The organism is Bulleidia sp. zg-1013 (assembly GCF_019798045.1).
GTDB lineage: Bacteria > Bacillota_I > Bacilli_A > Erysipelotrichales > Erysipelotrichaceae > Bulleidia.
Genome location: NZ_JAGXEX010000009.1, coordinates 1 through 19,053 on the forward strand (window position 1 = coordinate 1; position 19,053 = coordinate 19,053).

The window sequence follows — 19,053 nt, forward strand, 5'->3', positions numbered from 1 at the left end:
AATATTATATCAGATATTACATATTATTACAAATGAAAATCCCTGAATTTGACATGAAAACAGCAAAAAAGCTAGTATTTACTAGCTTTTTAAGAAAATATTAAATTCAAAACTGTCAAATTCCCGAGTTCAAAGAAGAGTTAGTAAAGAGCATGAGCGATTTTCTGATTATGAAGCACTCAAAGAAAAAGCCGGTAAAGTAGATGAATTACAAAATCAACTAGAGGAATTTAAACAAAAGGAGAGTTTACGTACAATCAGAGAATCAGTATCTAAGAGTACAGGTGTACCCATTGAACTTTTGAGTGGTGCAACAGAAGAAGAATGCACTACACAAGCTAAAGCAATTTTAGCATTTAAAAAGCAGAAAGCTTATCCACCTTTAGAAGATGGTGGCGAGGTTCAACATACATCGACAGGTTCAACCGCCGAGCAATTTGCGAAATGGTTTAATGAAACAATGAAAAAATAAATAAGGAGAAATTAAAATGACAGATTTAAACAGACAATCAATTGCACTTCCAACGGATATCAGTGCAGAAATTTCATCAAAAACACAAGAACAATCAGCGATAATGGCATTAGCACGCCAGATTACTTTACCCGGTCGTGGTTTAACCATTCCCATTATTACAGGTGATTCCGAAGCTTCATGGGTAGCAGAGACAGGGAAAAAACCAGTATCTAACTCAACTTTAGACAAGAAGATTATGCAGGCTTATAAATTGGCTGTAATCGAAACATTCTCAATGGAATTTGTTCGCGATTTACCGGCTTTATACAATGAATTGGTAAAACGTTTGCCTGCGGCATTGGCTAAGAAATTTGATGCAACGGTATTTGGTGCCGGAAGCGCTCCAGGAGAAAACTTCGATACTTTCAAAGCAGTAACGGCTCAAGAAATTGGAACAGACGCATACAAAGGTTTAGTTGGTGCAGACGCAGATATCGCGGAGCACGGTGGAATTATGAACGGTATTGTATTAGCTCCACAGGCTAAATCGGTATTATTATCCGCAGTAGATGGCAATAAGCGTCCATTATTTATCAATTCTGTAACGTGGTCTTGACAGTTAAGAAATATTATAGCAAAGAACTTAAATGCATATTGACAGCGGTTACAAGTAGGGATATGATGAGTATGTCTTTAAAATACAAAATATTGAATATTAGGAGTCGATATGGAAGAGTCTTTGTTGGAACGTTTGAAAATATTACTTGATGCAGAAATGATAAGTAAACAGAACTACTTTGAAACCATGTTGGTTATGAAGAAATTATTTGAGAAAATAAATTGTCTTGATCAAGAACGAATGGAAGTTTTTGCTACCCATTATGCAACATCTATCCAAAGAATTGATAACAAAGATGAAGATTTTGAAGTCGATATAAATATTAGAAATTCGATTCTTGAAATGCCAAATTCAAAGGAAATAACAGATGTTTTAGAGGAGATTAAATCACTCACAAAAAGACAATATCCTATTGGGGAAGAAACACTTTTGTTGGTTCATTTAAGTAATTTAATTACAAATAAGAAAGGAGGAGAATAATGAGAATAGCAATTGGAGGTTTGCAAAAAACAGTAATGGATCAAACCATTAAGGAATGCATGCCTGAAGCAGAAACGATAATTACTAATGATGTTGTCGCATCAAAAATGATCAAAAATCATGAAGTTGATTATTATTTCGGAGCTTGTGAAAGTGGTGGCGGATCTGCAATTTCAATTTTAATAGGGCTTGTTGGTTATAGTAAATGTGCGACAGTCAGCAGACAAGCAAGTAAACCTAATAGAGATGAAATAAAAAAACACGTTACAAGTGGAAAAATATGCTTTGGAATGACAACCTCTAGCATTAGAGATACCGTTCCAATATTAATGAATGTATTAAAAGAAAATCATAAATAGATAAAAAGGGAAAGTTATGGAAATCAATTTTATTAATTTATTCAGTATCATATCTTTGTGTGCGTTAACTGCGTTCTTATCACATATGGGGATGGCTGTATTCCACGATGGAATTCGTCCTGTTATTCCTGAACATTTAGAAGGAAGAATGAATAGACCAGAATTAGCATCAATAGCTTTTGGTTTGAGTGTTGGTTTTATTGCTTCTGTAGGAATTGGAAATACTTTAGCTACTAACTTATTAAATCCATGGTTACTATTTTTAGCAACAGATATTATTGGAATTGTCGCTCCAAATAAATGGTTTGCTTTAGCCGGTGGTGGTCTATGGGGGATATTGTGTTTAACTGGTCTAAGTACATTAAACACAGCCCTTACAGGACTGCCGATTGACCTAATTGGAGCAATTGGAGTATTAGGAAACTTTGTTGTTACAGGGTTCTCATTATTCCCAATAGTAAGCATTATCATGCAATTTGGTTTTAAAACTGGTTTGATTTCTTCGATATTTGTTTTACTAGCTCGTATTTTAGGACCAATGGTTACAACAATTAGTGCAGATTCTTGGACAATGCTAGTAGGTATTTTAATCCTTATTGGTTTATGTATTCATGCAGATATTAAAAATAAATCTAAAGATGTTTCTGAAGATAACGTATTTACAGAACGAATTGCAAGAATCAAAAAAAATTTACCTTATTTAATGATTGCAGGAGCACTAATTGCATTGGTAAGCAATATTCATCTTTTTGCCGGATCAACTGTCTCTATGTTTGACTTATCAAAAGCATATGCCTCTGGTAATTTGGCAGATGCACAAAAGCTGATTAAAACAGCTGCTACAAATGAATTTATGCGTGGCTTGAGCTTTATTCCGTTAATTGCTACAACAGCGGTGACAACAGGGGTTTACGGTGTCGCAGGGTTTACATTTGTTTATATCATTGGCTATTTATCACCAAATCCTATTATTGCAGTTATCGGCGGAGCATTAATGATTGTTATAGAAGTTGTTCTACTTGGAGGAATTGGAAAATTCTTGGGTAAATTTCCATCTATTAGAGATGCATCTGATAATATTAGAAGTTCAATGAACGATACAGTTGAATTTGCGTTGTTAATTGGTTCAGTAAATGCTGCAACAAATATGGGGGCGGCAACAAAATTTGGTGCGGCAGGTGGATTTATGATTGTTGCATTAGTTTATCTGATCAATGAAGTAACAGGAAGAAAGATAATGAAAATGGCGGTTGGACCTATCGGTGCCATTGCAACAGGTGTTGTATTGAATATTCTACATTTAGTTGGGTTAATCGGTTTGGCATAATATGATTCATACTGTTAGAGGTGAGAAAGAACCTAAAGATTTAGGAATAACTATGTGTCATGAGCATTTAAGTATAGACCTTTCACCAGTTAGAAAAAACACTGATTCAACCTATTGTTATAGCAAGTTTATATTGAATGAAGTTGAAAAAGCCAAAATGTATGGAGTAAAATCATTTGTTGAAGTTACTTGCAATGATATGGGAAGAAATATTAAGGATCTTCTTAAGATTAGTGAAGAAACAAATACACATATTATTGCTGCTACAGGGTTTTATATTAATGACTATCATTCTGAAGATTTTAAAAGAAAGTCTATTGATGAAATTGCCAAAATCTTTATTTCTGATTTAACAAAAGGGATTGAAGATACAGAGATTAAAGCAGGAGTTATTGGAGAAGTTGCTTCTAGTTTAGAAATGGCAGAAAGTGAAAGAAAAGTTCTTTGTGCAGCGGCGATTGCCCAAAAAGAAGTAGGCTGTGCAATTACTACACACTGTCAACTTGGTAGAATGGGTGACAAACAAGCCGATATTTTCGAAAGCTATCAAGTTAATCCAGATAAAGTAATTCTTGGGCATATTGATTTATCTAATGACATAGACTACATGATTTCTCTTTTGGATAGAGGATTTAACATTGAATTTGATACCATTGGTAAAATTGTCTATCTTTCTGATGAAGAAAGAGCAGAAAGATTAATTCATTTATTAGATCAAGGCTATGGTGACAAAATTCTTTTATCACAAGATATTTCAAGAAAGTCGTATTTTACTGAATTAGGTTATTTTGGTTTTACGACGGTAATGAAAAAATTTATTCCAATGCTAGTTGATCGAGGAGTCAAACAAGAAGATGTTGACAAAATGTTGATTCATAATCCAGCTAGAATATTTTCTTATTAGATGATCTGGGGGCTAGATTAACTTTTAATTTAGCTCTCTTTTTTGGAGGGTACGATGAAAAGTAATGCGTTGCATCAAATGAGTATTGAAGAAGCTACTGAAAAGCAATTCAAGTTAATTGATGAAATCACTAAAGAATTTAATGGGACAAGTTTTTCAACATTGGGGGATTTAGGAATAAATTTAGTTCAAAAATCTCCTGTGTATACAAGAAAAATCGAGAGAATTATTGCATCGTTTTTTTCTCAGGAGGATAGTGTGTTCGTAAGAGGTGCAGGGACAGGGGCAATTCGATTTGCGTTATCTTCAGTGTTAATGAAAGAAAATGATGTGTTACTTCTCCATAAAGCGCCAATTTATCCAACCACAAAAGATACAATTGAAATACAAAAAATAAAAACAGTCATGTGTGATTTTAATTGCAAACAAGAATTGATAGATAGGCTAACCTCAAATAAGAATATCAAGTGTGTTCTAATCCAACATTCTAGGCAAACTCTTTCAGATTATTACGAATTAGGTGATGTGATTAATACAATCAAAAATCATTCGATTGCCAGAATCATTACCGATGATAATTATGCTACATTGAAGGTAAAAAGTATTGGTACAGAATTAGGAGCGGATTTATCAACCTTTTCTTGCTTCAAATTGCTAGGACCAGAGGGAATCGGAATGGTTGTTGGAAAAAGCGAATTAATTAATCAAATAAGAAAATTTCAATATTCCGGTGGCAGTCAAACGCAAGGACATGAAGCAATGGCCGCTCTTAGAGGATTGGTATATACACCAGTTATCCAAGCAATTCAATCAAATGTCATTGAAAAGTGTGCCCAAATAATAAATAATGGCAAAATTTGTTGTGTTGAGAAAGCTGTTGTGGCAAATGCCCAATCCAAAGTCATTTTAATAAAGTTTAATAAACCTATTGCGATGAAAGTGTTAGAGGAGGCTGAAAAACTGGGGGCTACTCCATATCCTGTTGGAGCAGAAAGTAAATATGAATTATTGCCTATGTTTTATCGAGTATCTGGGACAATGAGAGTTGATAATCCAGAATATTCAACCCACTGGATTCGAATAAATCCTATGAGAAGTGGACCACAAACGGTTATCCGAATTTTAGAAGAAGCTGTAAGGAAGGTGATAGAATGTTTTTAAAGCAAACTCTCAAAAGAAATAAAGAATTAATTCGAGTTGCTAAGGAATATCATATTTCGGGTTTAATTGAGCCGGATACCTATGTAATTGACTTAGATACTACACTTAATAATGCACAAAAAATCCTCGAAAAAGCTAAGTCAAAAAACATTGAATTATATTTTATGACAAAACAATTTGGAAGAAATCCATTAATGGCAAGGGAACTAATGAACTTAGGTTATCGATCTTCGGTTGTAGTTGACTTTAGAGAAGCTGAAATCATGATGGAAAACAAGATACCCATTGGAAATCTCGGACATCTTGTTCAACCTCCAAAATTTTGTTTAGAAAAAATAATGAAATACGGATGTGAAGTCATCACTGTGTATTCGCTGGAGAAGATAAAAGAAATTGATGTTATTGCAAAGAAATTGGATATTAAGCAGGATATTTTGCTTAAAGTATTTGATGATGAAGATCTTGTGTATCCAGGTCAAGAAGGTGGTTTTCATGTACTTTCTTTAGAAAAAATAATTGATGAAGTTATGTTGTTAAAAAATGTCAGAATTGTAGGAGCTACCTCTTTCCCTGCTTTCTTATTTAATTCAAATACATTTAAAGTTGAATCCACTAATAATCATGAAACTATTTATTCTGCAATAAAAATTCTAAGAAATAGAGGCGTAGAAGTTCAACAAATTAATCTTCCATCGACAACTTCTGTATTAACTTTAGAAAATATTGATGAAATTAATGAAAAATGTATTTTTATGGAACCGGGTCATGGACTTACGGGAACAACACCATCTCACGCAATAATGGATTTAGAAGAAATCCCTTCAGTTGTTTACGTTTCTGAGATTTCACATACATTTAAGGATAAGAGTTATGCTTATGGTGGAGGATATTACCGAAGGTCACATTTAGAAAATGCTGTTGTTTTTAATAATGATTCAGAAATTATTACTCGTGTTAACACTCCTGCCCCGACCAATATTGACTATACATTTGAACTAGAAGGAATTCATCCCGTTTGTTCAACGGTAATAATGGCCTTCAGATTTCAGATTTTCACAAGTAGAAGTAAAGTTGCTGTAGTTAAAGGAATACAGTCAAACAACCCTGTAATTGTGGGTATATTTGATTCACAAGGGAGAAAATTATGAAAAGATTTATTTTAATTGTCTTAGATAGCTTTGGTGTAGGTGCTATGGATGATGTTCCGGAAGTTAGGTCTCAAGATTTAAATTCAAATACTTGCTTACATTTACTTGAGCAATCTAGTAAGTATAGAATTGAACTTCCTAATTTAATGGAAATGGGCTTAATCAATGCATTAAATAGAGAAATTAGTGGTTTTGAAAAAAGCGATAGATGTTTGTATGGGACATCTAATTTAAAACATTTTGGAGCTGATTCCTTCTATGGACACCAAGAAATAGCTGGTACTAATCCCAAAATGCCGGTGTTCCATCCTCTTTCATTATTTATTAATGAAATATGTCTTTCTTTAGAAGGACATGGATTTAGTGTTGAGAGATTAGTCTATAATGATAACGAGCTAATATGTGTCAATAATGTAATTATCGTTGGTGACAATATGGAAACAGATTTCGGACAGGCAATCAATGTAGTTGGTGCTTTGGATTATTGTGGATTTAAAATGATTACTGAAGTTGGAAGAATTGTAAGGAATATTGTAAAAGTTCCTAGAGTTATTGCGTTTGGTGGTTCTGATGTTACAATAAAGGATATCAAGGATGCAATTATCTCTAAAAATAAGTTTGTAGGCGTGGATGCCCCATCTAGCGGTGTTTACAAAAGAAATTACCATGTTGAACATATGGGGTATGGCATAGATGAAACGAAACAAGTTTCGTATGCACTATCTGATAAGAACATTGTTAGTAATTTTTATGGTAAAGTCGCTAATATTGTTGCTAATCCATATCCAAACAATAAAGATGGTGTTGATACGGAAGAGATTTTCGAAAATTTAGTTGCTGACTTAAAAGAAAATAAACTAGGTTTTTATTTTGCAAATATTCAAGAAACAGATTTAGCGGGACATTCAGAAGATTCTGAAAGATATATTGATAGATTAAATGTTTCGGATTATTGGATAGGAAAAATTAGAGCCTTGTTAAACGAAGATGATATTTTATTAATAACGGCAGATCATGGTAATGATCCTACAATCGGACATTCAAAACATACTAGAGAAAGGGTTCCGCTATTAATAGATATTGTAGGTAGAAATAAACTTAATTCACCAATATATATTGGAAATCGAGCTACCTTAGCAGATATTGGTCAAACTGTTGCTGATTATTTTAATACTCATGTTGAGTTTGGAGAGTCATTTCTTGATTATATAAGAAAATTGTAGAAGGATAAGAACATGATTGAAGAATTACATTCCAAAAGTTACCAAGCAACTGTATATTTAGCAAGATATTTTTTATCCATTGACATCAATACTAAAATAAAAACAGTAAGTGAAATTTTAGAAGATGTCGATTTTGCTAGAGGTACAATTCAAAATGCAATTGAACTATTGCGTGAATCTAAAGCAATTACACTTATTTCGCATGGAAAAATGGGCAAAAGGTTATTAGATAAAAACATTGATTTGCTAATGAAATTTGCCGATATAAACTTCATTATTGGTGTTATGCCTTTACCATATTCTAAAAGGTATGAGGGTCTTAGTACGGGAATTATCAAAGAATTAAAAAACAAGTTGAGTGTTCCTGCGACAATGGCATACATGCGAGGTGCTTTAAAAAGAATAGAAATGGTAATTTCAGGAAGGTATGACTTTGCAATCATTTCAAAATATGCTTTAAATAAATTTAATAACTTGAACAATAATCAACTTTCAATCATAGCGAATTTTGGGATTGATTCTTTTGTAAGTGATCACGTTTTAGTCTTTTCAGATTCGACAAAAGTACAGATCGAAGATGGAATGAGAATTGGAATTGACTATGATTCAATTGACCAAGCAGAATTAACGCTATTGGAAATAAGAGAAAAAAGTGTACATTTAATACCATTGAGTTATACCCAATTTCTATCTAGTATAGAAGATGGAACAATTGATGGAGTTATTTGGAATGCAGATGAAGTTATACATCCCGAAAAACAATATAAAATAGTCCCATTATCACGTAATAATAAAGACAATACGATAGCTGTAATGGTCACTAAATCGAGCATGGTTGAAACAACTAAAATATTAAGTAAATTAATTGATGTTAATGAAATAATTAACACTCAAAGAAAAGTTCTTAAAGGTGAAATGTTACCGGAATATTAAATTATAATGAAAAAGATGAGGGTACCCTTTATCCACATAGAAAACAAGCTCAACCATGAATGAGGTGAATCCCAAAAATTGGATAAGCAATTAATGTACTTTCTTTTTTGTTTTCCTAAAATTTTGTGAATGAAAGAATTTTAGAATGCTTATATAGCCGTGTTTTTAATGAAAATCAAATTTGAGCGATGTATAAAGCTCTTTTTTACAACATTTCCATCCATTTTGAAGGTTTAGAGAATCATGAAAAGCGGACGAAAGAAAAAACTCCAAGACAACCTTTATCTCGGAGTAAAACTCTTATCAACACAACTGCCATGTTATAGCAATCTTTTTCGAGAAATATAAGACTTTTATTTAAATTATGATTCATATACAATTAAGCTAGAGAGAAGGAATCATATTAATATGAAGAAGGATAATATCTATCATGTATGTATGGCAAGGTATAAAACAGGAGATTACTGTCAATTTTTAAATTTAATTAGCGAAATTATATGAAATAAATATCCCAATAAATAAATGTTGGGTAGAAGGGAAGCTAGCTATGTTTAAAAAGATAATAACAATCACTACAACCTTTGCGTTTCTTTGCGTGTGTATTGTTTCTAATTTCAGGACTTATGCAATTGAAAATCAAAAAAATTTACCTTTAGAAACTTATTCATATGTTGATAATAAAGGGCATACACATCAATACTTTGATATATATGGAAACCCTGTAACAATTGAACGAGCAAAAACTTTACTAAATAGTAAGATGAATTTTCAGGAAGAAATTCCATCAATTAAAAGAGTCCCTGTATATCCCTTTACCAATACAGTATTAGTTACTTCTCACTATCAAGGTTCGGGTTCAAGGGTAAAAGTAACTCCAGATGTTCGAGGACCAGCTACTTTAACATATGGAAGAGTAGTCACGACGAGCAGTGGGTATAGCGTTAATTTTGGGGCAGAAATCAACCTAAAAATTTTTAAAGCGGTAGCCCTTAAATTTGGTGTATCGTATACGAGATCCTCCACTAGTGCAGAATCATTTGGAGCACGTTTCGGTGTTCCATCTGGTAAAATCGGTGCTGTATATTTTACGCCATTTTTGTATGTCGGAAATTGTAAGTATATTGATTCACACGGACGTGGTACTGCAACACGTGTCTATTTTCCAAAAAAATTAGGCTCATTTACAGATGGTTTATATGAAGTTATCTTACGCTAAAAAACATCTTTATTTCTGCATGTTATTGAGTGGGTTGGTTTTACTTTGTGGTTGTGCCCCCACTTCTAATTCACCATCCTTGCAAAGAGGTTCTGTACCACCACAAAAAGTACAAAATATGCGTTCATTAAAGCCAATCTCTGTCGAATCTTTAAAAGTGAAAAAGAATTCTTTTTTCTATGATTTAGAATTTCATCCTATAGATTTTAAAAAACCGATATTGTTAAAAGAAGAGGTTTATGATATGAATCAGAATCCTCTTAAACAGCTAATTATTAAAGAAACTCTTCTTTCACCGATCAAACTAACGGCTGATTATAAAGTATCTAAAGACACTTGGAATGGGTTTCAAGATATGGCAGATTTTAGCCTACAAAGTGATACTCTTCAGCATAAAGAAATGCTTAGTCAATGGCTGAAAGTGAATGCATCATTGCCAATTTCACATAAGTTTAGTCATATTAAGGATTTTCCTTTACAGGAAGGTAAAATAGCGATTTATTTTTACCCTATCTGCTACAAAATTTCAGGCGATACGACCTTCTATATGGTGAAGGGAAAAAACCAGTTTCATCAGTTTTATTGCGATGGAATTTATGAAATTCGGGTGAGATAAAAGGCTAGGAATGAATTTGTACACAAGGGTAAAAATCGGTAATATAGATAGGGACAAGTGATTCATCTTTGTTCCATGGAGGATACAGGAAAGATGCGATTTATCGCTTCTTTTTTCTTGATAAAAAGGAGAGTCTATGAAGCGAACGGATTTAATTCAACAATTAAAGGAATTTATTCCTTTTAATGAGCAAGAAGAAAAAGATAAACAAGTTTTTTTAAGACAATTAAGTATTGATAATATCTTTAAACGTGAAAATGAAGTAGGGCATTTTACAGCATCTTGTTGGATTGTGAATCAAGATTATACAAAGGTTCTGTTGGCTTACCACAATATTTACCAATCGTATGCTTGGCTAGGTGGTCATTGTGATGGTGATGAAGATTGTTTAGGGGTTGCTTTAAAGGAAGCTAGAGAAGAAAGTGGCTTAGAGAATATTAAAGTTCTATCTCAAGAGCCGATATCGATTGAAACATTAGTGGTCAATGGTCATGAGAAGAAGGGGAAATATATACCAAGTCATCTTCATTTCAATGTAACCTATTTGTTTCAAGCAAATGATCAAGAAAGGCTTCATATTAAAGAAGATGAAAATTCAGCGCTTGCTTGGTTTGATTGTGCCACCTTTATGAGTGAGGTTAATGAAATTTGGATGAAAGAAAGAATTTATCAGAAATTAAATGGTAGAATCATACAATATTTTGACGAAAAATGGAGAGGAAATCCGCAGTGATAGTGCTATTCTTAGAGCTAAATGGAGGATTTTTGTATGTTCGCGCTGGGAACGTTTATTGATACAGCCCTAGGTTTAGTTGGAGGAATTATTGGTCTTATTTGTGGACCTAGATTAAATAAAAATTTACAAGAGGTTTTATTACCGGTGGTAGGTCTGTCGCTTATCATTTTAGGTCTTTCAAATATATTGACAGGCATGATTTATTTAGAAGGAAACCATCTTCGTACACAAAATACCATGTTACTATTAGCTGGTTTACCTTTGGGAACGCTCGTTGGCGAAATACTCCATATCCAACGCTCATTAGAATACCTCGCTGAATTTGTTAAAAAGAAAAGTGGAAACACGAAAGACCCTCAATTTGTGCAAGCGTTCTTAGCGACGACTTGTATGATAGCGATTGGAGCTATGGGTATTCTTGGTTGTGTGCAGGATGCTTTAGGTGGGGATCATTCTTTATTGATTTGTAAGGGAATTGTTGATTTAATCTTAGTTTCTTTAATGAGTGCTTCCTTAGGCAAAGGAGCTATCTTTGCAAATCTACCAATGTTCTTACTACAGATTTCTTTCACAGCTATTTTCAGTTTATTTGGCGATATGATTTACCCAAAATCCTTAACGAATTTAACCATGATGGGCGGCATTTTAATTATGTGCATTGGTTTAAATGTGGCATTTGATAAAAAGATACGAGTTATGAATTTATTACCTGCATTATTGATTGCGCTTTTTTGGCTTTGGTAGTTGATGAGAGTGAATGATGACTTAAGTTTATCACAAGCCAGTGGTTCTTCTAAAATGGTTCAATAAGAAACAGAACTAGCGAACTTCACAATCAGAAATAACATGGTTTTGGCATTTTCTAATAAAGATAGAAATAAAAGAATGAAGTGATGGTATAGATTAATTTCAAAAAGAAGGCATTCAAAAATTAGTTTCCAAGATGAGAAATGATTGATTGCAACCGTTCGTAAAGGGTAAAATGCTCTTCTTTTTTAGTGCATGTTATTAACGGGAATAGAAGAATCTAAAGCGGTGATAACTTTCGTTAAAGTTTTATTCATCTTCTCTTTATTTGGATAAAGTTTAGTGCTTAGCTGACTATAAGGATATACCTTAAAATTATGATTGCGTGGCTTAGAATAAGTATAAATAAATTCGGTTTTTAAATCATCAAGCGTAATGGTCGTGATGCCGTTATCAATCGTCTTATTGATGCGAATGGAAGCCATGTAACCATTCATACTTTGTTCACGATTCCATTGGTCACTAATCATATTACCAAAAGCATAAAAGACAATGCTTTTACGATTGTTGAGCCATTGGATTGGTTGAATGGTGTGGGGATGATTACCAATGATAATATCTGTACCAGCATCGGCTAAAGCTTGGGCTAAGCGCTTTTGCTCAGGACTAGGCATATCTTGATATTCAATGCCCCAATGAATAGCCACTAAAACTACATCCACTTGTTTTTTAGCTTCTTTAATTTGTTGCAACATTTCTTGTTCACGTCCTTCGTAGCAATTTACTAAATAGTCTTTACCGACCGGTGCTTTAAAACCATTCATTCCATAGGTCCAAGAAAAGAACGTGTACTTAATACCATTGACTTCATGAATGCGAATGGCTTGTTGGGCTTGCTTGGAAGTATAGGTTCCTTCAGCAATAATTTCAGGATGTTGATCAAAAAATTTTCTTTGCGCCATTATACCAGCCTCACCTTTATCTAAAGAATGATTTGTTGCCGTAGAAACGAGATTAAAGCCTTGATCAATCATGTTTTGTCCCCATTCTTGCGGACTGTTGAAAAGCGGATAGCTACTTAATCCTAAAGCACTACCACCTAGGATGGTTTCTTGATTGTAATAACGAAGATCATAAGGCTTTGCACTTTGACCTATGAGTTCGATTTGTTTCGTGAAATCGTAAGTATTTCCTTTTTTCGCATCTTTATATACAGAATTATGAATTAAGGAGTCTCCAACCATAAACAAAGTGGCAGAGGTCTTTGTGCTTTTCACCTCTTTCTTTTCCGTTGGTTTTTGAGTTTTAATGGTTTGGGTTAGCTTATTTGCTGGTTTTGGATGTAAAACATATATTGCAACCATACTAGCAAGTAATAATACACTATAAAGTATTTTCCAAAGTTTCTTCTTCATCTTTTTCTCCCTTGTACTCTACCATTTTAGCATTGTTGGGAATGTCTTTCCTATGAGTTTAAAGAAGCGATGGTATACTAACGAAAAGGAGACTTCACGGAAAAATTTATTGATTTAGATTTAAATGTTGCGACACTTGTGGAGCGGCATTCAGAGTTAAAGTCAATGATGTTAGAAACCATAGGTAAGATGATGACCTTGAAAAAGGCTCTAGTGTTTAAAAATTCCAAAGGATAAAATCATTTATATCTTGGAAGAAAAAGAAATTGAATACGAAGACATTTAGCCATCGCTAATCTTCATGAGAGGAACTAAAGATGATTGTAGAAGAAATAAGAGAAGAGCTTTTTCGTAAGCAGGATTTAAACTATCGAGATTTTATTTGCAGATTAATTCCCAATACAAACCCAGAAACAATCATTGGTGTTCGTACACCTGTGCTTAGAAAATACGCGAAGCAATTAGTTAAAAGAGAAGATGTGCGTGATTTTTTAAAGGCACTTCCGCATAGATATCAGGATGAAAATTCACTACATGGTCTCGTTTTGGCAGAAATAAAAGAATTTGATTTGTGCTTAAAGGAAGTCAATCAATTTCTTCCTTACATCAATAATTGGGCGGTTTGTGATATGCTGTCACCAAAGGTATTTCAAAGATATCATCAAGAACTACTTGTCTACATAAGAAAATGGTTAAAATCCGAAGAGGAATATACAGTTCGTTTTGCGATAGGAATGTTGATGGAACATTTTTTAGGTGATGATTTCACTTTAGAATATGTGGAACTAGTCACAAAGGTTCACTTAGATTCCTATTATGTCAAAATGATGGTGGCTTGGTATTTTGCGACCGGTCTAGCTAAACAATATGAAAAAATACTTCCTTATATGGAAGGAAAGTATTTGGATACATGGACACATAATAAGACCATTCAAAAAGCTCTGGAGAGTTATCGAATTACCTTTGAACAAAAGACTTATTTGCGAACTTTAAAAGTAAAAAAATAGAAGGGCTATTTTGGCTCTTCTATTTTTTCTAGTACGGCATTTTTCAATTTTCCTGCATGACCAACGTCATCAGGTTGGAAATCATAGATTCCTTTTAAAGTGATTTCCGTTCCGTCGCGAGGTAACTTAGTATTTTCTTTTAATTCAAATTCAATCCCTTGTTGACAACACTTTAAAGCATCCATAATTAAGCAAGACACATAGGTTTTCTGGGTTTTCTCATCTTTAAAGTGAACAATCATGCCTTTTATCCGAACACTTTTACCAATATAATCCTCTGGTTGCATCAACATCTGAGATACTTCTGAATACACCATGGTGGAAGATAGTTGTGTTAAGTCCACTTGAACATCACTTTTTGGTGTTGTAAAGACCATGGAACAACCCCCTACCAATAAAAATACAGTAATGAACACAATGATTTTCTTCATCTTTTAGCCTCCACTTTTTCCCATAGCCATATACCAATGAACACAATCATATCCATTAACACAATCGTTGATCCAACGGGTGAACCTAGTAAGATGGATAAGACCAATCCACTAATAGAACATAAAACCGATAACACTGTCGAACAAATCGTTACCGCTTTAAAACTATGGTACAACCGCATGGCTGAAAGTGCCGGAAAAATGATTAAAGCTGAGATAAGTAAAGAGCCAACTAAATTCATCGCTAAAACAATAACCAAAGAAATCAATACTGCAATCAAAAGATTATAGAGCTTGGTGTTAAAACCGGTAGCTTTCACAAAGCCTTCATCAAAGGTTAGAGCAAAGATACGGTGGTGCAGGTACACAAACAAAAGAATCAATAAAACCGATAGAACAAGCGATAAGACCACCTTTTCAAGACTTAGCGTAAGAATGGAGGTTGCCCCAAATAATGAGGCACAAACATCACCTGATAAATTTGCTCGCTTACTAAAGACATTCATAATCAAATAGCCCATACCTAAGGAACTGACGGACACCAAAGCCATGCCTGCGTCTCCTTTCATTTTTGTGCGACCAGATAACAAGATTACCGCCGCTAAGGTGGTACAAGGTAAAGTGATCCAAATATCATTCGTTAAACCAGTCACCGCGGCAACTGTCATAGCCCCAAAGGCCACGTGACTTAAACCATCCCCAATATGAGAATAACGTTTTAAAACTAAAGTGACCCCTAATAAAGAAGCACACAGAGAGACACAAATGGTCACAATAAAGGCATATTGAACGAAAGGATAAGATAGATACAATAATAAGGTATTCATACTTGTCCTCCCAGGTATTCTTCTTTTGTGCCAAAGAAGAAGCCCTTTTCTAAACTGAGAATATGGCTAGCTCTTTTTAAAGCATAAGAACGATCATGGGTAATCATAACAATGGTCATATTTTCTTTTTCATTAAGATGATCGATTAAGGCATAGAATTCTTTGGCTGCTTGTTCATCCAAAGAAGCGACCGGTTCATCCAGAAAAAGAAATTCTTGGCTAGCACATAAGGCTCTTGCTAGAAGAACACGCTGTTGTTGACCGCCAGATAGGGTGGTAAAAGCTTTATCGGCCAGGTCGTAAACACCCATTTTTTTCATAAAGAAAGCAGCTTTTTCTTTTTCTTTTTTATTGTAGAAAGGACGCCATTTCAGCTGGGCAATAAAACCGGATAGAACAACCTCTTTTACGGAAGCAGGAAAATCAGCTTGGATATTTCTTTGTTGGGGAAGATAAGCAATCGATACCTTTGGATTGAATTGAACGGTCCCCGATAAGTTAGGAATTAAACCAAGTATGGTTTTTAATAGTGTGCTTTTTCCACTTCCGTTTTCACCAATGACACAAAGATAATCCCCTTGATGAACAGAGAAGTTGATGTGAGAATGTAAGACATGATTTTCATAACCGGTGCTTAATTCTTTAACAAGAAGTTGTTCCATGGCTACTCCTTTCTTTAGTTGCTGAAATATTTTTTAAGTGTTTCTAAATTCTTTTGCATAGCCTCCAGATAAGAGGTTTTATCCTTTGTGGTAGATGTTTGTAAGGAATCTAAAGTTAATATTCCTTGGTCTTTTGTTTTGGTATTGGAAATGATTGTTTTAGCAATTTTTTGATTGGATCCATCAATGGCTAAGATGTTCTTTAAGCCTAAAGCATCCACCTTTTTAGCTAAGAATGCAATGGTTTCAAAGCTTGCTTCTGATTCGGCTGAACAACCGGAGAAAGCGGCGAAGTACTTCAAACCAAATTCATGAGTTAAATAACGGAATGGGAAACGGTCACCAAAGACCAACGTTTTATTTTGGGCTTGGGAAATGACTTCTTTATATTGACCTTGTAGCTTATCTAACTTTGCTAGGTATTCCTTGGTATTTTTGCTGTAAAGCTCTTTATGATTGGAATCAAGAGCAATCAGTTGATCAGAAATAGATTGTACCAACTTCTTTGCGTTTTCTAAAGATAGCCAAACGTGTTCATCTAGTTCTGGTTTTTCTTCTTCGTGTTTATGGTCATGATTGTGTTTTTCATCATGTTTATGATCTTCTTTGTGTTCATGTTCGTGATGGTGATCATGGTCTTTTTGCATGCCTTCAACGATTTCTTCTTCTAAAGCTTTTTTACCAATCGTTTCAACCATGTTGATAACTTTACGATTTTTATTTTTCGGATCCTTCAAAGCATCAGCTACCCATTTATCGGATTCGCCACCAACGTGTAAGAAAAGATCGGCTTCTTTAATTTTTGCGATGTCTTCCACACTGGCTTGGTAGCTATGTAAATCCACCCCTTTATCTAAAAGGTAAGTAACTTCCGCATTTTTAAAGTTATCCCCCATAATTTCTTTTATCCAATCGTACGCTGGATAGATTGCGACCACAACTTTCATTTTTTTGGTACTTGTCTTACTGGTTGGCTTTGTGGAACAAGCACTAACGAAGATAGTTGTAAATAGAACTATAGCCAATACTATTTTTTTAAATAATTTCATTGAATTTCCCTTTCTAAACATTGTTGGCATTTTCCAACAAAGACGGTTTTCGTTAAATTAATTTGGCAACGATGGTTTTCTTGAAGTCGATTCCGGATTTCTTTAATATCTTCACAAGGAAGATGATATAATTTCCCACAGTTTTCACAACGGAAATGGACAAAAACTTGTTGGTGTTCGCATAAGTATTCATAACAAGCGGCTTCACCAGGAATAGAAGGATACTGATGTAAAACACCTTCTTTGACTAGGGCTTCAATTTGACGATAAAGTGTGGTCATGCCTATCGTTCTATTTTTTTCCTGTAAAGCTTTGTAAACACCGGCAATTGTAAAATGAATACCAGGCTGTTCTTTAAAAAATGTTTGAATCAATTCTTTTTGCTTGGTATGGTAATTAGATCTAGATTGACTCATGTTGAAACCTCCTAGAATTTGAAAACCATTTTCATTTTAAAAGAATGAACCGGAATGTCAATATGAAAATCATTTTCAAGTTAGTACAATTAAATGTGTATTTTAGGGAATGTTCAAAATTAGAAAAGAAGCTTAAAATATAAAATTATATGGAACAAACTATTTTACTAGCAATACAAAAATATTTTGGAGCATCTTTCCTAGTTCAAATTAGCCAATTTCTTGGTTGGATTGGAGAACATGGTGAAGTTTGGATTTTCTTTTTATTACTTTTACTTTGTTTTAAAAGGACTAGAAAAATAGCACTTTTGGGACTAGTATCATTATTGATTGAATTCATTCTTGTTAACATAATGTTAAAACCACTTTTTCATCGTCCAAGACCTTGTATGGTTTATCCTGTTTTCTTAAAAGGAAACTTTTGTCCACAAGATTATTCTTGGCCATCGGGGCATAGTGCTAGTGCTTTTGCAGTAGCGGGAGTTTTCCTTTGGTCACATGCCAAATATCGATATTGGGTCACGACTTTTGCCTTAATGATGGCGTTTAGTCGTATGGTCATCTATGTACATTGGCCAAGTGATATTCTCTCTGGAATAGGGATTGGTTTAGGAATTAGTTACTTCGTTGTTTTCAGTAAACCTTTCAAGCGTTTCCCTGGAATAAACGCTTGAAAATATAGATAATAGGAGAAAAGGAGATTGAAATGTTAGCAGTAGGAACAAAGGCACCGGCTTTTGAATTGTTGGACCAAGATAGTCAGAAACATTGTTTGGATGATTATAAGGGGAAGAAGGTTATTTTATATTTTTATCCAAAAGATAATACAAGTGGTTGTACCAGTGAAGCATGTGGTTTTAAAGATAACTACCCGCAATTTCAAGAAAAAGGAACAGTTATTTTAGGTGTTTCCAAGGATAGTGTGAAATCACATAAGAAGTTTCAAGAGGCTTTCCATCTTCCTTTCACTTTATTGTCGGATCCGGATTTACAAGCGATCCGAGCTTATGAGGTTTGGGTGGAAAAGTCAATGTATGGTAGAAAATATATGGGTATTGAACGGTCTACCTATCTTATTAATGAAGAAGGTATTATTGAAAAGACGTTTCAAAAGGTGAAGCCAAAAGAGCATTCAAAGGAAGTATTGGAAGTCGTATAGGATTTCCTTTTTTATGAAAATGAAAATAGCTAAAAGTCCTTTGTTTAAAAGCTTTTGATTGTTGTGTTTTTCTTCACAAAAAATAAACTTGTTTTTTGAGATGATTTGGATTGAAATTTTGATTTCTTAGTTGTACTATATCGTTACAGCTTTAATTAGTTGCG

General features: G+C 33.9%; 23 protein-coding genes. 17 read left to right on the forward strand and 6 right to left on the reverse strand.

Features of this window, described 5'->3' with window-relative positions:
* Positions 1–301: 301 nt before the first annotated feature.
* The 14 genes from K7I92_RS06220 to K7I92_RS06285 all read left to right on the forward strand — a co-directional run bounded on the left by K7I92_RS06220 (position 302) and on the right by K7I92_RS06285 (position 11,920).
* Positions 302–472 carry a hypothetical protein gene (locus K7I92_RS06220; protein ID WP_220282461.1) on the forward strand — a complete coding sequence of 57 codons (171 nt, stop codon included), beginning with the start codon at positions 302–304 and terminating at the stop codon, positions 470–472.
* Positions 473–488: 16 nt separating this feature from the next.
* The gene (locus tag K7I92_RS06225) at positions 489–1,070 is read left to right on the forward strand and encodes a phage major capsid protein (RefSeq protein ID WP_220282462.1); all 582 of its coding nucleotides are present in this window, start codon (positions 489–491) and stop codon (positions 1,068–1,070) included.
* Positions 1,071–1,181: 111 nt separating this feature from the next.
* Positions 1,182–1,553: a hypothetical protein gene (locus tag K7I92_RS06230; RefSeq protein WP_220282463.1), complete on the forward strand. Its 372-nt coding sequence runs from the start codon at positions 1,182–1,184 to the stop codon at positions 1,551–1,553.
* Positions 1,553–1,912: a DUF2620 family protein gene (locus tag K7I92_RS06235; protein WP_220282464.1), complete on the forward strand. Its 360-nt coding sequence runs from the start codon at positions 1,553–1,555 to the stop codon at positions 1,910–1,912. Before K7I92_RS06230 ends, K7I92_RS06235 begins: the two co-directional genes overlap by 1 nt.
* A 16-nt stretch (positions 1,913–1,928) precedes the next feature.
* Positions 1,929–3,239: a YhfT family protein gene (locus tag K7I92_RS06240; RefSeq protein WP_220282465.1), complete on the forward strand. Its 1,311-nt coding sequence runs from the start codon at positions 1,929–1,931 to the stop codon at positions 3,237–3,239.
* 1 nt (position 3,240) lies between these two features.
* Positions 3,241–4,143 (forward strand): phosphotriesterase, encoded by a 903-nt coding sequence (locus tag K7I92_RS06245; protein WP_220282466.1) that lies wholly within the window; start codon positions 3,241–3,243, stop codon positions 4,141–4,143.
* 54 nt (positions 4,144–4,197) lie between these two features.
* Positions 4,198–5,304: an aminotransferase class V-fold PLP-dependent enzyme gene (locus K7I92_RS06250; RefSeq protein WP_220282467.1), complete on the forward strand. Its 1,107-nt coding sequence runs from the start codon at positions 4,198–4,200 to the stop codon at positions 5,302–5,304.
* Positions 5,295–6,452 carry an alanine racemase gene (locus tag K7I92_RS06255; RefSeq protein ID WP_220282468.1) on the forward strand — a complete coding sequence of 386 codons (1,158 nt, stop codon included), beginning with the start codon at positions 5,295–5,297 and terminating at the stop codon, positions 6,450–6,452. Before K7I92_RS06250 ends, K7I92_RS06255 begins: the two co-directional genes overlap by 10 nt.
* Entirely contained in the window at positions 6,449–7,675 is a 1,227-nt protein-coding gene (locus K7I92_RS06260; protein ID WP_220282469.1) for a phosphopentomutase, read from the forward strand. The genes K7I92_RS06255 and K7I92_RS06260 overlap by 4 nt, the downstream gene beginning before the upstream one ends.
* A gap of 12 nt (positions 7,676–7,687) precedes the next feature.
* Positions 7,688–8,608, forward strand: coding sequence for a GntR family transcriptional regulator YhfZ (yhfZ, locus tag K7I92_RS06265; RefSeq protein ID WP_220282470.1), 921 nt, complete (start codon positions 7,688–7,690; stop codon positions 8,606–8,608).
* Positions 8,609–9,155: 547 nt separating this feature from the next.
* Positions 9,156–9,824, forward strand: a complete 669-nt coding sequence (locus K7I92_RS06270; RefSeq protein WP_220282471.1) for a hypothetical protein — start codon at positions 9,156–9,158, stop codon at positions 9,822–9,824.
* Between the two features lie 118 nt (positions 9,825–9,942).
* On the forward strand, positions 9,943–10,440 hold the full coding sequence (locus K7I92_RS06275; protein WP_203245338.1) for a hypothetical protein: 498 nt from the start codon (positions 9,943–9,945) through the stop codon (positions 10,438–10,440).
* A gap of 136 nt (positions 10,441–10,576) precedes the next feature.
* Complete coding sequence (locus tag K7I92_RS06280; RefSeq protein ID WP_220282472.1) at positions 10,577–11,173, forward strand: NUDIX hydrolase; 597 nt, start codon at positions 10,577–10,579, stop codon at positions 11,171–11,173.
* Positions 11,174–11,209: 36 nt separating this feature from the next.
* Complete coding sequence (locus tag K7I92_RS06285) at positions 11,210–11,920, forward strand: DUF554 domain-containing protein (RefSeq protein WP_220282473.1); 711 nt, start codon at positions 11,210–11,212, stop codon at positions 11,918–11,920.
* Positions 11,921–12,171: 251 nt separating this feature from the next.
* Here K7I92_RS06285 and K7I92_RS06290 read toward each other — a convergent pair whose 3' ends face one another.
* Positions 12,172–13,338, reverse strand: coding sequence for a CapA family protein (locus tag K7I92_RS06290; protein ID WP_203245341.1), 1,167 nt, complete (start codon positions 13,336–13,338; stop codon positions 12,172–12,174).
* Positions 13,339–13,655: 317 nt separating this feature from the next.
* On the opposite strand from K7I92_RS06290, the gene K7I92_RS06295 reads away from it, so the two are divergent.
* Positions 13,656–14,345: a DNA alkylation repair protein gene (locus tag K7I92_RS06295; RefSeq protein WP_220282474.1), complete on the forward strand. Its 690-nt coding sequence runs from the start codon at positions 13,656–13,658 to the stop codon at positions 14,343–14,345.
* A gap of 5 nt (positions 14,346–14,350) precedes the next feature.
* Here the strand turns inward: K7I92_RS06295 and K7I92_RS06300 are convergent, their stop codons facing one another.
* Genes K7I92_RS06300 through K7I92_RS06320 form a run of 5 tightly spaced genes read right to left on the reverse strand, consistent with a single transcriptional unit; the run spans position 14,351 to position 17,730 of the window.
* A complete protein-coding gene (locus K7I92_RS06300) occupies positions 14,351–14,776 on the reverse strand; it encodes a hypothetical protein (protein WP_203245342.1) in 426 nt (141 codons plus the stop codon).
* A complete protein-coding gene (locus K7I92_RS06305; RefSeq protein ID WP_203245343.1) occupies positions 14,773–15,603 on the reverse strand; it encodes a metal ABC transporter permease in 831 nt (276 codons plus the stop codon). Before K7I92_RS06305 ends, K7I92_RS06300 begins: the two co-directional genes overlap by 4 nt.
* Positions 15,600–16,265 (reverse strand): metal ABC transporter ATP-binding protein, encoded by a 666-nt coding sequence (locus tag K7I92_RS06310; protein WP_203245344.1) that lies wholly within the window; start codon positions 16,263–16,265, stop codon positions 15,600–15,602. Before K7I92_RS06310 ends, K7I92_RS06305 begins: the two co-directional genes overlap by 4 nt.
* A gap of 14 nt (positions 16,266–16,279) precedes the next feature.
* Positions 16,280–17,314 (reverse strand): metal ABC transporter substrate-binding protein, encoded by a 1,035-nt coding sequence (locus K7I92_RS06315; protein WP_220282475.1) that lies wholly within the window; start codon positions 17,312–17,314, stop codon positions 16,280–16,282.
* Positions 17,311–17,730 carry a Fur family transcriptional regulator gene (locus K7I92_RS06320; RefSeq protein ID WP_203245346.1) on the reverse strand — a complete coding sequence of 140 codons (420 nt, stop codon included), beginning with the start codon at positions 17,728–17,730 and terminating at the stop codon, positions 17,311–17,313. Before K7I92_RS06320 ends, K7I92_RS06315 begins: the two co-directional genes overlap by 4 nt.
* Positions 17,731–17,879: 149 nt before the next feature.
* Here K7I92_RS06320 and K7I92_RS06325 point away from each other — a divergent pair, with 149 nt between their 5' ends.
* On the forward strand, positions 17,880–18,404 hold the full coding sequence (locus tag K7I92_RS06325; protein WP_203245347.1) for a phosphatase PAP2 family protein: 525 nt from the start codon (positions 17,880–17,882) through the stop codon (positions 18,402–18,404).
* Positions 18,405–18,436: 32 nt separating this feature from the next.
* Positions 18,437–18,889, forward strand: coding sequence for a thioredoxin-dependent thiol peroxidase (gene bcp, locus K7I92_RS06330; RefSeq protein WP_220282476.1), 453 nt, complete (start codon positions 18,437–18,439; stop codon positions 18,887–18,889).
* Positions 18,890–19,053: the final 164 nt, after the last annotated feature.

Excerpts from the sequence above, each read along its gene's own strand:
- K7I92_RS06295 (WP_220282474.1), top strand. The coding sequence starts at position 13,656 with ATGATTGTAGAAGAAATAAGAGAAGAGCTTTTTCGTAAGCAGGATTTA.
- bcp (WP_220282476.1), top strand. The coding sequence starts at position 18,437 with ATGTTAGCAGTAGGAACAAAGGCACCGGCTTTTGAATTGTTGGACCAA.
- K7I92_RS06255 (WP_220282468.1), top strand. The coding sequence starts at position 5,295 with ATGTTTTTAAAGCAAACTCTCAAAAGAAATAAAGAATTAATTCGAGTT.
- K7I92_RS06225 (WP_220282462.1), top strand. The coding sequence starts at position 489 with ATGACAGATTTAAACAGACAATCAATTGCACTTCCAACGGATATCAGT.
- K7I92_RS06250 (WP_220282467.1), top strand. The coding sequence starts at position 4,198 with ATGAAAAGTAATGCGTTGCATCAAATGAGTATTGAAGAAGCTACTGAA.
- K7I92_RS06290 (WP_203245341.1), bottom strand. The coding sequence starts at position 13,338 with ATGAAGAAGAAACTTTGGAAAATACTTTATAGTGTATTATTACTTGCT.
- K7I92_RS06310 (WP_203245344.1), bottom strand. The coding sequence starts at position 16,265 with ATGGAACAACTTCTTGTTAAAGAATTAAGCACCGGTTATGAAAATCAT.
- K7I92_RS06320 (WP_203245346.1), bottom strand. The coding sequence starts at position 17,730 with ATGAGTCAATCTAGATCTAATTACCATACCAAGCAAAAAGAATTGATT.
- K7I92_RS06315 (WP_220282475.1), bottom strand. The coding sequence starts at position 17,314 with ATGAAATTATTTAAAAAAATAGTATTGGCTATAGTTCTATTTACAACT.
- K7I92_RS06270 (WP_220282471.1), top strand. The coding sequence starts at position 9,156 with ATGTTTAAAAAGATAATAACAATCACTACAACCTTTGCGTTTCTTTGC.
- K7I92_RS06325 (WP_203245347.1), top strand. The coding sequence starts at position 17,880 with ATGGAACAAACTATTTTACTAGCAATACAAAAATATTTTGGAGCATCT.
- K7I92_RS06305 (WP_203245343.1), bottom strand. The coding sequence starts at position 15,603 with ATGAATACCTTATTATTGTATCTATCTTATCCTTTCGTTCAATATGCC.
- K7I92_RS06230 (WP_220282463.1), top strand. The coding sequence starts at position 1,182 with ATGGAAGAGTCTTTGTTGGAACGTTTGAAAATATTACTTGATGCAGAA.
- K7I92_RS06280 (WP_220282472.1), top strand. The coding sequence starts at position 10,577 with ATGAAGCGAACGGATTTAATTCAACAATTAAAGGAATTTATTCCTTTT.
- K7I92_RS06300 (WP_203245342.1), bottom strand. The coding sequence starts at position 14,776 with ATGAAGAAAATCATTGTGTTCATTACTGTATTTTTATTGGTAGGGGGT.
- K7I92_RS06235 (WP_220282464.1), top strand. The coding sequence starts at position 1,553 with ATGAGAATAGCAATTGGAGGTTTGCAAAAAACAGTAATGGATCAAACC.
- K7I92_RS06260 (WP_220282469.1), top strand. The coding sequence starts at position 6,449 with ATGAAAAGATTTATTTTAATTGTCTTAGATAGCTTTGGTGTAGGTGCT.
- K7I92_RS06240 (WP_220282465.1), top strand. The coding sequence starts at position 1,929 with ATGGAAATCAATTTTATTAATTTATTCAGTATCATATCTTTGTGTGCG.
- K7I92_RS06245 (WP_220282466.1), top strand. The coding sequence starts at position 3,241 with ATGATTCATACTGTTAGAGGTGAGAAAGAACCTAAAGATTTAGGAATA.
- K7I92_RS06275 (WP_203245338.1), top strand. The coding sequence starts at position 9,943 with ATGCGTTCATTAAAGCCAATCTCTGTCGAATCTTTAAAAGTGAAAAAG.
- yhfZ (WP_220282470.1), top strand. The coding sequence starts at position 7,688 with ATGATTGAAGAATTACATTCCAAAAGTTACCAAGCAACTGTATATTTA.
- K7I92_RS06285 (WP_220282473.1), top strand. The coding sequence starts at position 11,210 with ATGTTCGCGCTGGGAACGTTTATTGATACAGCCCTAGGTTTAGTTGGA.